The organism is Pseudoalteromonas sp. AWH4_217, from assembly GCF_056161105.1.
On the sequence record NZ_JBSWYM010000013.1, the window covers coordinates 1 to 12,388 of the forward strand.

General features: G+C 43.0%; 13 protein-coding genes and 1 pseudogene. 2 read left to right on the top strand and 12 right to left on the bottom strand.

Annotated elements, in window-relative coordinates; translation table 11 throughout:
- Positions 1–258 precede the first annotated feature (258 nt).
- Both ACXAH1_RS16365 and ACXAH1_RS16370 read right to left on the bottom strand, forming a co-directional pair.
- Positions 259–720, bottom strand: coding sequence for a hypothetical protein (locus ACXAH1_RS16365; protein ID WP_475198113.1), 462 nt, complete (start codon positions 718–720; stop codon positions 259–261).
- Positions 721–1,216: 496 nt separating this feature from the next.
- Positions 1,217–1,753: a hypothetical protein gene (locus tag ACXAH1_RS16370; protein ID WP_475198114.1), complete on the bottom strand. Its 537-nt coding sequence runs from the start codon at positions 1,751–1,753 to the stop codon at positions 1,217–1,219.
- A 159-nt stretch (positions 1,754–1,912) separates the two neighbouring features.
- Between ACXAH1_RS16370 and ACXAH1_RS16375 the strand changes: the two are divergent.
- Positions 1,913–2,085: pseudogene (locus ACXAH1_RS16375) on the top strand (IS4 family transposase); the annotation flags it as partial.
- A gap of 118 nt (positions 2,086–2,203) precedes the next feature.
- Here the strand turns inward: ACXAH1_RS16375 and ACXAH1_RS16380 are convergent.
- The 10 genes from ACXAH1_RS16380 to ACXAH1_RS16425 all read right to left on the bottom strand — a co-directional run bounded on the left by ACXAH1_RS16380 (position 2,204) and on the right by ACXAH1_RS16425 (position 11,852).
- Positions 2,204–2,581, bottom strand: coding sequence for a hypothetical protein (locus ACXAH1_RS16380; protein WP_138551003.1), 378 nt, complete (start codon positions 2,579–2,581; stop codon positions 2,204–2,206).
- Between the two features lie 504 nt (positions 2,582–3,085).
- Entirely contained in the window at positions 3,086–3,817 is a 732-nt protein-coding gene (locus ACXAH1_RS16385; protein ID WP_475198117.1) for a carbon-nitrogen hydrolase family protein, read from the bottom strand.
- Positions 3,818–4,682: 865 nt separating this feature from the next.
- On the bottom strand, positions 4,683–5,042 hold the full coding sequence (locus ACXAH1_RS16390; RefSeq protein WP_475198119.1) for a hypothetical protein: 360 nt from the start codon (positions 5,040–5,042) through the stop codon (positions 4,683–4,685).
- 310 nt (positions 5,043–5,352) lie between these two features.
- Positions 5,353–5,895: an NMCC_0638 family (lipo)protein gene (locus ACXAH1_RS16395; RefSeq protein WP_475198120.1), complete on the bottom strand. Its 543-nt coding sequence runs from the start codon at positions 5,893–5,895 to the stop codon at positions 5,353–5,355.
- Positions 5,896–6,652: 757 nt separating this feature from the next.
- Positions 6,653–7,924, bottom strand: coding sequence for a sensor histidine kinase (locus tag ACXAH1_RS16400; RefSeq protein WP_475198121.1), 1,272 nt, complete (start codon positions 7,922–7,924; stop codon positions 6,653–6,655).
- 6 nt (positions 7,925–7,930) lie between these two features.
- On the bottom strand, positions 7,931–8,626 hold the full coding sequence (locus ACXAH1_RS16405; RefSeq protein WP_475198123.1) for a response regulator transcription factor: 696 nt from the start codon (positions 8,624–8,626) through the stop codon (positions 7,931–7,933).
- A 73-nt stretch (positions 8,627–8,699) separates the two neighbouring features.
- Positions 8,700–9,119 carry a hypothetical protein gene (locus ACXAH1_RS16410; protein WP_475198125.1) on the bottom strand — a complete coding sequence of 140 codons (420 nt, stop codon included), beginning with the start codon at positions 9,117–9,119 and terminating at the stop codon, positions 8,700–8,702.
- Between the two features lie 38 nt (positions 9,120–9,157).
- A complete protein-coding gene (locus tag ACXAH1_RS16415; protein ID WP_475198127.1) occupies positions 9,158–9,628 on the bottom strand; it encodes a GNAT family N-acetyltransferase in 471 nt (156 codons plus the stop codon).
- 322 nt (positions 9,629–9,950) lie between these two features.
- A complete protein-coding gene (locus tag ACXAH1_RS16420; RefSeq protein WP_054013635.1) occupies positions 9,951–10,361 on the bottom strand; it encodes a winged helix-turn-helix domain-containing protein in 411 nt (136 codons plus the stop codon).
- A gap of 369 nt (positions 10,362–10,730) precedes the next feature.
- Positions 10,731–11,852 (bottom strand): DJ-1/PfpI family protein, encoded by a 1,122-nt coding sequence (locus tag ACXAH1_RS16425; protein ID WP_475198129.1) that lies wholly within the window; start codon positions 11,850–11,852, stop codon positions 10,731–10,733.
- A 76-nt stretch (positions 11,853–11,928) separates the two neighbouring features.
- Here ACXAH1_RS16425 and ACXAH1_RS16430 point away from each other — a divergent pair, with 76 nt between their 5' ends.
- A complete protein-coding gene (locus ACXAH1_RS16430) occupies positions 11,929–12,387 on the top strand; it encodes a DUF3293 domain-containing protein (RefSeq protein WP_475198133.1) in 459 nt (152 codons plus the stop codon).
- The last annotated feature ends 1 nt before the right edge of the window (position 12,388 follow it).

The window sequence follows — 12,388 nt, forward strand, 5'->3', positions numbered from 1 at the left end:
GTGAACTTGCTTTTTCTCATCGTAAAACTTCCTTCTTCTGTTAATGGGAATTCTACTCAAGAACTGTTGCAGTTTATGGGGGAGTTACAGCAGGGCTACCACTATAAGACAGTAATTTAGAGAAGTAACTGACGCCTTCTTTGTTACAATGAGGGCAATTAAAATTCATAACACCTCTGAATTGATGAAGATCGAGCAACATACGAGCTTAGCTCAACAACCCTACTGCTCATTATAAAACAAGAAAAGCCTTGCGATTCATGGCAAACTCCTTTGTTCAGCTCTCTTTTCAAGAAGTTTATTAATACGCTTCGACGTCTGCTTGCAGCCACTGCCTTTTTCGCCACTACTGTATCGCTTGTCGTGCGTAATAAGCGAAATTCGACATGTTACCTCTCTGGAATTTCTATAATTCCTATATCTAAATTGACTTTTTTCTACATCATTTATGTCCAAATATACCTCATTAGAAGGGTAAAATAGAATAACGATGTTGTTTCTCACCACAGCCTTATAAAATTTTTGTTGTGAATTCGCGACAAGATAGAAAAAAGTAAAAAGGCAGAAAGAATAAAAAATGGTTAACTTCAGCGTTCGCTCTTTATATACAAAGTGCTGAATCAATACATAACCTGCAGTAATAACCCCGGTCAGTAAAAAATATCTATATACACCTAAGGCTCCCGAAACAGGAGCTTCAAAAATAGTAAGTGTTTCCATAACGACTATACTTCCAAGATGCGCTAGCCTTCCTTCGTTTCACTGGCGTGGTACACCGAGCCAAGATCAGAGGCAAATGAGCATAAGCCTGTTGTTTTGTTTCCCTTTTGGTTAAAGTGTACATTGTATGCAATTAACCATCGATATCACTTAAATCTTTGCATTGTAATCATTTAGCTCTTTATACGTTGCCTTATTAAAAAGCCTTTTTAAGCACAAAACTGCAAAGAACAAAGCCAAAAAGAAGTACAAGATACCCGCTAACTCAAAAGAATCAAAATCTATGCAAACACCATTAGAATAGCACCCATTTCGCGGTAAGCTTTCATATACCAGAAAGGTAAAAAATAGTGATAAAACAAAATAGATTAAGTTCAAAATCACAGACGCCTCCATTGCATATAACGCCTCGCTTAACCGGCGAAAAATAGCAGGAAAAAATTAGCAACGAAGGAGCGTAAGCCTGCTGTTTTGCGTCTTTTGGTTTAGGCACTGGTTATCTAGCTAGTTTAATTGACTCGAATGCCTTAACAACTTGATTCAAAAAACGACCATTAAACTTGATTAGATCTTGAGTATGCAAGCTAATAATCTTTGAATTGAACACATAACAATACATTACACCATGAGCTTGCTTTGAATCAATTTCACCACTCCACTTAATTTTGGCAACGGGAACTCCGGATATTTCTATGTACTCAATTTCACTTTTTTCAAAGTTGTTTCGCTTGCGAGCTACACCTGACAGGAATTGCTCGAGATATTGAGCTGAACCTTTTTTAAGCTCATCATCAGTCATTTTCGGAAATGGTTTGCCTGGATTCCAAGTCGTGATTTGCAATAGAGTCGCGTTATTACCGCCTTCATGTAAGTTTCGAAATGCAATTGTTTTTGCACCTTGTCCCATACTTCGCTCAATAGGCCCCTCAAACCCTTCTGGAATATTGATAGACGCATCAGCAAAGGAAAACTCATTTGCATGCGTTGCAAACGATAAGAAAATTATAATGATATAAATAAGAATACGATTCACACGACACTCCTTGCTAGATAACGCCCTAATCTGAAGAATCCCCAGATAATTGTATTTTGAGTCAATATGATGGACACGCACGGTATTGATTGATCTAATTTGTTTCGCCAAAACCAAATAGATAACAGCACTATAGGTGATTCCTTCATCCTACACGATATGCTCAGAAAAAACTGCCCCCAAATTCATGCCCGGCGTCTTGTTCATTGGTTCTGGCAGCTGAAGCTTTACTCGATAGCAACTACTTTTCTCTTACCGAGCAGGGCCGAAATATGAAAGGCCCTGCCGCTGCAAAGCACAATATCAAACGTATGGACCGACTGCTTGGCAACATCTTCTTTTAGCAGTTTTAGGTGGCTGTCTTTGTAACTTATATTTGTAACTTACTCTTGGATTTGGCGGCATAAGGTAATAGAGGGGTGAGGGCCTTTGCAAGGCCCAAAAGTCAGATTAAAATGGCGTGCCCGGCTCATTTTCATATGAAGCAGTGGCGGTATTCGTTTTTTCCCAGGTGCCATCTTTATACAATATGAGCGCTGAAGCAGAGGCTGAAGAGAATGCGCGTACCCGTGTATTACAAGCTATACCGCCGGTACAGCTAATACCGCTCCAGCGAATTTCTTTGATGGATTTAGATACATTGCCAATAGAAAATAAGGCCCTGGCTGAGTTATTATTAGTAAAATCGACACCAGAACAGCTGCTCGTACCGTTTCCACTGGTAAAACCGCCATTAGCAACATAAACAGAGCAAGTTAAGTTGGCTGCAAATGCTGAGCCTGTGAAAAGAGTGCCAGCGACAATGGCAAGTGCTTTTAATTTTTTCATGTAAACATTCCTTTTTAACTTTAGATTTTCATGCGCTCACTTTGAGCAACTAAAAATTAACCCTTAGTCGTGTAACAAGTCAAGTTTTCTTGTTTAAACTTCTGATTTGTGTAGTTTTATTCTCAAGCTAACACAACCGAGAGTTTGTTTAGAACTTATAACAAATAAGCCAGAGTGCGTGGATGCGATAAGAAGTGCAATCGGGTGAAGAAAAGGACGAGTGATTATTGAGACACATGGTACGGTGTCTTATTACTTGGCATATAATAACAAGTTTTTATCGACACCCACCATAGGTTCACAGCCTAATTGTGGGCAGCTTCAAGTTGGAAATGCAAGACTGCTGACCTGCCTCTTCCTTGCAGTCGGCATAGCCCATTGTTCTCAATCCTTTGAGCATCACCTAAAGGTAGACGGCATACACCCTGTACGCCAGTTTGGTGCGGGCGTCACCTAAACTCTCACCTAAACTCACCGTGGGAAGGCATCGGGTTGAAGGTTTTGTTATATTTCGTGCACCTCACCAAGCCAAACTCCACTACTATTATCGACTAAGACAAGGGCATCTCCACTCTCTCCAGCCTGAGCCAACAAATTATCTTTGTACCAGATTGCACTTTTGCCTGACGATGCCAAACCACCACTCGGCTGACTGTAATTTGCTATAGCGACTACCATTCCATACTCCGATGCATATGTTGCCCACTTATTAGAGTCTTTGCCATAACCTTCAGGGGTGATCAAAACGCCCGCAATATAAATAGTTGCGCCAGCTTCATAACAGAACTCTACGTGTTCTGGATGTATTGTATCTGCACAAATCGCATTTGCGACGGTATCTTGACCTAAGCTAAACATGTGATGTTTCTGACCACTGCCAAAAAACACCTCTTCGCCTTCGTGAAGGTGTATTTTTTCATACCTGTCTACTGCACCAGTATGGTGAACTAAGATCAAACCGATCTTAGGTTGCCCTTCCGATTGCAAAGGTGCACCAACACCGACAGATATTTGGTATTTTTTAGCAGCTTCAACTAGTGGCTTTAGACGTGGATCGTCGTCTGTAAAAGCGAGCTCTTTTGCTAAGTCTGGCTCGTAACCAGATAGGGATAGTTCTGGAAAAACTAAATAATTAACATCAAGACGACTAGCTTGCTGGATAAATCTGAGGTGATTTTCCATATTCAGGCTAACGTTACCTCTTATTGAACTACTTTGCGCTACGGCTATTCTCATCTTTCACTCCGTATGGCCTGAAAATAACGCTGTTGTCTGAGGAATCACCAGATATTCAAATTTAAAATTAAAATGATGGCACCCTCGGCATTGTTTTATCTCACTTATTTATCCGAAAACGAACCAGATAACAACACCATACGTTGTCAACTATCCTACACGATATGCTCAGAAAAAACTGCCCCAATTTATGTGTCCTACTAAATACCTTCTTTTAGCAGTTTTAGGTGGTTGTCCTTGTAACTTCACTCAACAAGGTTCTTAACAAATAAGTTTTTTTCAGCATTGCAGATTCCATGCTTTGGATAGTTGGAATCTAATGTTTCAAGTTGAGTTTGATATCGAGTATCTAAGTCGGTAATCAATTTAACAACAAACATGCAAGGTTTTCCCAAAGCAGACCCGAGCCAGTGATGCTGGTATTCATGCTTAACTTCGAGTTTGAACACTATGAAGGCCTCTTTCAGATGAGCCAGATTCAGCTTGTGTTCGTTGAGCATCTTCTCAAGCAAATCTAGATAGCGCTCGTTTAGCTCCCAAAACCTGTGTGTTTGCGGATGTATTTCTTGTCGAAGTTAATCAAAAACAACCTCTTTCACATTATGATCTAACGCGAAGAGGTAAAGCTGCCCAACAGCCCAGTAACCAGATTAATCATTATTTCGACTGAAAGAAAACTGAGCAAAGTCATGTGCTATTCCCCTAAGTTTTTACGGCTTCCCATAATCCCCGTGAGCTTCTCACGCCTCTTAAAGCGGCTAGTAAAACTAGCAATATTTGTTCGGGACACACAAAAAGTGACAAGTTTGACAGCCAGTTGCTGCGCCTTGTTATATACCTGCTCATTTTTGCACGCTAGTTTAAATTAAGTTTTAATTCTTAGCTCGTGAATAGCACTTAAGAATAGCTTAACTTGTGCCTGTAAAGGCTTTTTGTCAAAGTATATAGATATATCACCAAAATACGGAGACGGTTCAGGCTCACCATCTAGCGTAGCGATTACACAGTCCGTTCCATCATATTGTCCTTCATATTTGAAAAAGGAAAGAATCAGAGTAAACCCTCTATTCTCTCTTGTAGAATGAATTGTCCACTTATGGACTAAAGCCCAACCTGAATCCCCATCATCTATGCGAACAACCTCCCAGTTTTCTTCGCGGAGACCATAAAGAAGGAGTTTCACATTAGCCGGTAGGTGTCTCTCAATATCCTCTAATTTCTTCACGCAATTTCCAATTTTTTATGAAGTAAAACGCCCAGTCTGAAAATGGTAATACTTAGCTCTGAGGAATTCTCATATATTCATATTTAATAATGATACCTCACTGCTTTGTTTAATCTAACTTATTCCACCTAAAACCATCAAAAAAAACACCTTGCGTAATACCTCTACCCTACACGACACGCCAAAAAACTGCACCCAAATTCATGCTCAGCGCCTTAATAAAGCGGAGAAAAATAGCAGGCTAAGATTAGCGAAGAATGAGCGCTGCCCGCTGTTTTGTGTCCACTGTTTAATTCATTTGTTAGGCATACTAGGCACCTTGGTATGACATTATCGCAACCAAGTTACTAGGCTTAGCTCTATTTACTGTGATTACCCAATGCTCTAGAAAACTGTTACCTTGATATAGAGTATATGAAGTTGTAGTTAGGCTACCTGATTGAGAAACTAACCCTTTTTTATACGTAAATCCACTGCTTTTAGGTGGTAACCAAGCTTCCATGCTAGCTTGAATTGTATTTGGCTCACCTTGGTGTATGAATACAGAACAAAGTTTATTTTTTAGTAATGCAAGCCCGAAATTACCCTCATCATTATTCAAATACCATGCTTTGCCTGCGTTGCCTTTTAGATAATTTTGAGCAATTTCTTCAGGTGCGATTACGAAACCTTCTCTTTTAGCCGATTGCTCTAGAGCCTCTGGGCTATTTCGACTGATCACACATGTTCCCATGAATAGTTGAATTGGCGTTGATTTTCGTAGAGCAAGACCTTTATCTTTTTCTGGTGTTGATTTACACCCGACGGTTGATAGCAGGAGGGTTGCAACAATGTAAGATTTAACTCGATTCATATTCCTTATGCCTAACAATTTATTCTATCCCAACATGTCGGAACATAAACCGACAAAACGGGCTGTATTGCATTACCTCATGGTCCCACGGAATAAACTTAAAGTAAACAACCAGTTGCAACTGCCAAAGCCACAAGCGCGTGAAATTTGAACAGGTTGGGGCGTAATAATGTTATTGGACAACAGCCCAAATGCTGTCTATGCACCCAGCATTACTTTTGTTAAATGGAATACTCATGAAATTACCTTTGCTACTTATGCTGGGCGTTGTTTCCTAAAGCATTGAACTAATCTAGCCTCGGAGTTTTTGTAGACACTCAATCATAAATTCACAAATCTATAGTGGCCAGCATCTATCTTCTGAATGGTTTGGCGACAGACCACCGTTATTATCTCTTATCAATGTGTCCGGATCTATTAAACCACTACATGTGACAGATAGCGCTGGGTAAACACCTCATGACTTCGCTTCCCGGATGACGAAGTGGTCTGTGGGGCTCTTCTGCAATACGACACTGCAGCATAGTGTTTAGGTAGTTCCCGGCTCGCAAGCGTCCGGGATGACGGGGTTGTTTGTGAGGTCAGTCTTAAAAAGGGCTGTGCTGTGTGGTGTTTAGCAGATCCCGGCTCGCAAGCGTCCGGGATGACGGGGTTGCTTGGAAGTAACGTGGCTGCTTGCAAGTGATTGGGTTGTTTGGAAGTGACTGAGTGGTTTGCTAGATACCCAATGTCATCATGTGAGAAAATAATGACTCAGCTATTGGTTGCTCTGGTTATCTCCATCAGGAAACTTCAGACAAAATGCACTGCCTGAATCTGAGCTGGAAACACTCAGCTCAATGTCGAGTTTTTCGCACAGGCGCTTAACCATGGAGAGCCCCATACCCATCCCCTCACTTTCGGGACCTTTTACGCCGGGTTCAAATAGCGTTCTCAACAGGTCAGGGGCAATACCCTCTCCAGTATCCGATACCATAATTGACTGTGCGTGTCCTTCTATAGTGACTACGCCGCTACGGATATGGGTAAATGCATTACCAATCAGGTTATTCAGCAACAGCCGCAATGCACTAGGGGCAATGGGTAACTCCAGCTTTGCTGCGATGTCAACTTCGACCTCTATCTCTTTACCAGCAATTTTTTCTGCCTGGCTTAAGATAACCTGTTCGACCAAAGGTAACACGCGGGTATTCGCATCAGCTAAGGTTTCTTCCCGGGCCAATGCCAGTAAGACTTCCAGGCTTTGGGTAATCTGATGCTGAGCATCAGCAATCCGACCTACCAGCTCTGCTTGCTTGTCGGTTAGTGGTGTTTGTCTGAGTAAAGTCAGCGAGCTTTGAGTAATTGCCACTGGTGTTCTTAACTCATGGGACACATCCCGAGTGAATGCCTGCTCGCGGCTGATAAAGCGCCGAATACGAGACAAGGCATGCTCCAGAGTTCTGGCGAATGCACCAATTTCATCATTGACAAACTGCCCGGAGAAATTCTGCGGCAAGCGCTCTACTGGCGCGTCTTCTACAATTTTAACCAAAGTATCCAGCGGTTTGATCAGGCGCTTTGCCATCATCAGGGAAGTAAAAGCCAATATCAACGCCAGCACAAGAACACCGCCAAACAGCACCAGAATAAACTTCAGCATGCCACCTTTGATCTTACGCACCACCAGCTGCTCACTGACTTCAGCCAGTAAATAGCCTGCGGGTATCTGCTTAAGATGGTAATGGCTGTCGTTTTCACCGCTAAACTCGATCCGATTAGGCTCTTCATCAAGCACTTCCCGGATAATTGCCGGTAAATCATGCTTTTCAGGGTAGTAGCGAATAAAGTCGAGCCTGGGCCTGGCTTCAAGGCCCGCTTCAAGTTGCGCAGCAACGGTCTGCGCCTCATCATCCAGCAAATAAATAAAAAACCTGTCTTCTATACTGTACGCAAACAAAAAGCTTGCCGCCCCAAACAGAGCACTAATGAATAACGCAATACCGACAAAAAAGGCGACAATCCGATTTCGTAACTGAGTGGCTTTCATACAGAATTATCCTTCTATATCCAGAGCAAACCCTATGCCGTGTATTGTTTTGATGATCGGACTGCTAAATGGCTTGTCTATCGCTTTGCGAAGCTGATAAATATGCGAGCGTAATGCATCTGAATCCGTCGGTTCATCTCCCCAGATCCTGTCACACAGCTCACTGCGACTCAGCGCGCGAGGATGATGCTCCATCAGTAAACGCAAAATTTTAAATGGAATAGGCTGAAGCGTTATCTCACACCCGGCACGCTCAATGTGTTGAGTCTGACTATTAAGTGATATCGCTTTTTCATCACGCCCCAAAGAAAGTGTGTGCTCACTATTTAGTAAGTGTCTTTTTGCCAAAGCATTGCAACGCACCCATAGCTCTTCAAGGGCAAAAGGCTTGGTCAGATAGTCGTCTACCCCCAAAGAAAAACCGTTGAGTTTGTCATCAAGTGTATCGCGGGCAGTGAGCATAATGATGGGAATATGGCGATTGGCTTCTGCTCTGAGTTGCTGACAGACAGCCAATCCATCCATTTTGGGTAGCATCACATCTAGGACCACACAATCGTAAAATTGTTCCAATGCAAGTTGCACACCCAGCTCACCGGTGTAAGCAAAGTCGATGACCGCGCCCTGCGACTCAAAATATTCACCTATGTTCAGGCTAAGATCCTGATTGTCTTCAATCAGCAGTACTTTTACTTGTGCCATGCAGGCCACCACTTTCTTCGGAATATAACTAAAAAGCTAACGCGAAATTCGTGAAAGCAATGTGAAAACCAGGTCAGTTTGTGTGCAACCAGCGACGTACATATTGCAAAGACAGATACTCTTGTTTCAGCTTCAGCCAGGAATCACGTGATTGTTGCCAATGCCATTGTTCATCGGCAATTTTTCGCAGCATATTCGCATCCTGTGCCCGACTATAAAAAAGCAGATCCTGCGCCGTCGTCAGCTTGGGGAGCGGGTCGGTTTGCGATGTAAAAGCATGCTCAATATGCGTACGCAGATTAAGGATAAGGGCGAACAGATTTATATTACTGGTCTGCTGGGTCAATAACTCAACCAGACGCTGTTCTTTTAAAGGTGTCGGGCAGTCATTTAATTCCGTAAAGACCCCGCTTAATGTGTCAGTCAGCACTTGTCTGTGGCCCTGCGGTAAAGCACAAAACCAGTGAGTCAGTTGTTGAAGTGGCGGTGCCATAACGTTACCTGAATAGTCCTTTGATTTGATGCAGTTTATCACACCCTGGTTTTATCGTAAAAAGTGTGACAGTGCAGTGTAAAAGACACATCGCCCAGGTCATCTTCAGCGCCCCGTGACCAACCCAGTGCCTGATAAAAGCCATCTGCACGCGTATTGATCTCAGTATACAAACGGATCTCCTCATGTGTGCGACTAAACAACCAGTCACAAGCAAGTGATAACAATGCTTTACCAATACCAAGCCCTTCAAACTGAGGCAAAATAAACAACGCCCAGATAGACCCGTCCTCACTGGCCGCTGATGAAAACCCAACTATCTGGCCATTCAGTTCACACACCCAGCTCTTACCTTGTCCCGTTATGTGTTCCAGGTACATTTGCGGTGTGATTTTACCGGGGTCGGTCAGCTTATTCTCCGTAACCCGTAAACGGATTTCACTCATCCTGGCAATATCTTGTTGCCTGGCTTCGCGGCAGGAATATGATGTACCTGATATCTTAAACACTGGATTGGTTCCTTTCGCATTAACGGCCCTTTTCTAAACCATCGAATAGCTAATGACAAGCTTGTCACCGAAGAATCTAGCCAGATAAATAGTAAACGCCAGAAGAGGAATACCTGTTGCGTACTCAGATGAATAAGAAAGAGAGGAAAAGTAATAACATACTAAGCAGCTTAATGTGGGCAGGAAAATCGATAAAATTAACCCGCCACCAGCACGCATAGTTGATTTCACATTGGTTTAGTTATGAGGCTACTAGCCCAATGCATCTAGTTATTAAGCACGACCAGCGTGAGCGACGCTAGCCCACAAGACGTTTGACTGATCACTGTTCTTTGCATGGCACAGCCTGATGAAACCACTTAGCTATCCAACGGAACGGGTTTGGTCTGGGATCCAGCTCAACCATCAGGTTGAAGCTATAACCCTTGCGATAATGCGTTCTGATCACGTCAACTCCAAGCTTGTGCTTGGAAACACATCGCCGTAACTCGGAAACAGCCCGGTTAATGGCATTGTTGTCGACATACTCTTGTTGCCAGATCTCCCGGCACAATTCATCCCGGCCAATCACTCTATCTCTATGACAGATAAAATATTCTAATAAGTCATAGATAAGAGGCTCCAACCGCACGCTTTCACCACAATATGTTAACAACCTTTTCCTTTTGTGAAGCTCATAGGGCCCAAATACTGCACGGCTAAAGTCAGCATCATAATTATCATTTAACTTCATGATGATAGACACACTTCCTTTGACGTTTTGAGTTATCAAGCAAGGTTAGTGTAGCGCCTGACCAGGCTTTTTAAAATCCAATTTGCGATGAAAGTACATGACTTTTGTTAATAGAAAAAATGATAGGTTATCGTAAGCACACTGCAAGGATTTGTTCACATAGATCAACTAAAACACAAATATAAAACAAAAAAGATACAAATTAAGGTATAAGACTGCGCTGGGCATTTTATTTCCCAGCCTTTATACCGTTATTAGTGACAATGAGCATAAAGTAACCAGACATTCAGCTATTAGTAAATTTCATAGTTGTAGACGTGAGGGCAAACACTGGCGCGTTTACCCTGTTTTTGTAGTCGTTTTATTGGATTATAGTGTTGCGAGCATGGCTTTAATTTTGTCATTGTCCGGATAGGCTTTCTGTGCTTTTAACAAGCTTGACTTTGCCTGAGCAAAATCATTTTGCCGGACATAGGACTGCGCAATCGTAAGTTCAATCATGGGATGATTAAACTGAGACTGGGCAAACGTCATCAATTCAATGGCGTTGTGCAGTTGCAACTGCGTTTTAGCATACTTCGCCTGATAGACCCCTATCATGGCAAGCATTTGCACATCATAGCTCTGTGGCGATTGCTTAAACTCCGCTTCCGCCGCGGCTTTATCTGTGAACATGAGCTCAGCCAGTTTAACACTCTGATCATCTTTATAAGCGGGTTCTTTGATGTCATCGACACCCATTGCTCTGGCCATAGCAGCGGCAGTATCTGCTGTTGAAAACGGGTTTTGACCGGTGATCAAACGGCCATCTATGGTCACCTGATTCAGCATCAGGCCATCCTGTTCAAACTGACCACCCCGCTCTTTTAATTTGTCTTCCAGTAAAAATTCAAACTGAGGTCGCCACTTTTTGCCAAAGGCGTCTTCTTCCAGATTGGTAAAACCGTTGACTCTTTTACCATCTACCAGATATTCACCATTGCTTAACGTGACATCCACCAGTGCAGCGGGTCCGTGGCAAACCGCACCCACCACGCCTTGCTGCTCATAAATTTCCCGTATCAGGCGCTGCAACTCGGCGTCTTTATGTAAATCAAACATTGGGCCTTTGCCACCGACGATAAACACCCCATCGAATGACTGACCTTGCAGGCTCGCCAATTTAACCGTGTCGGTCAGGGCACTCATCGCCTGATGATCGTTTAAGAATGCCTGGTTATACGACTTTTCTTTATTATATTCATCTGCAAGGGGTTGACCTCCTCCAGGCGAGGCCAGTGTGATCTTAATCCCGTTGTCGTTAAAAACCTGATACGCTTTGCTTAATTCATCAAATTCAAAGCCGGGCTGAGTGGTTTTACCATCAACCTGCTTTCCGTAACTACTCAGTACCATTAGCACATGTGGCTGCTCTGCGGCATAAGCCGTACTCAGCAAAGTAGTGCTCATCAGTGACCATATGGATGCAACTATCAGCTTTCTCTTCATCATTAAGTCTCCTTTGTTTGGACAGACTCACCGTAGCGCTGATACTGTGAAGCCATTGTGAAAAAATCAGGACATAGCTGTGCAAAATCTGATTGACGAAAACCTTTGGCAACTATATTTGGACGTCTGGTTTCGCCCATGCGGCACACTACCTCTTTCACCTGATGGAGCAATCATCAGTTTATGGAACCCAAATGGCATGAAGCAGAGCTATAAAAATAACATTCAGTGCCAGCGACTTATATATTCGGCACTTAGGCGCAAAGGCTACGACATGCACCTCATGTGGGGCTGCAGCCCCGATCTCGGCTATCGCGAGTTAAGTGTACTGGTCAACTGCTCACAGAATAAAGCAGCCCGGCTGGCAAAGGTGTGCCGACAAAAAGCCTATTACTTTGTAAAAGAGGGGCAGATCTGGCTATACAACACGCAAAATTCGCAGCAATGCACGCCGCTACCCGCCAATTTCAAGGCACGACTCACCTACCGCAGGCCACCAACTTACAATCAAGCCATTTTGGATCCCCTGTATCTTTAAT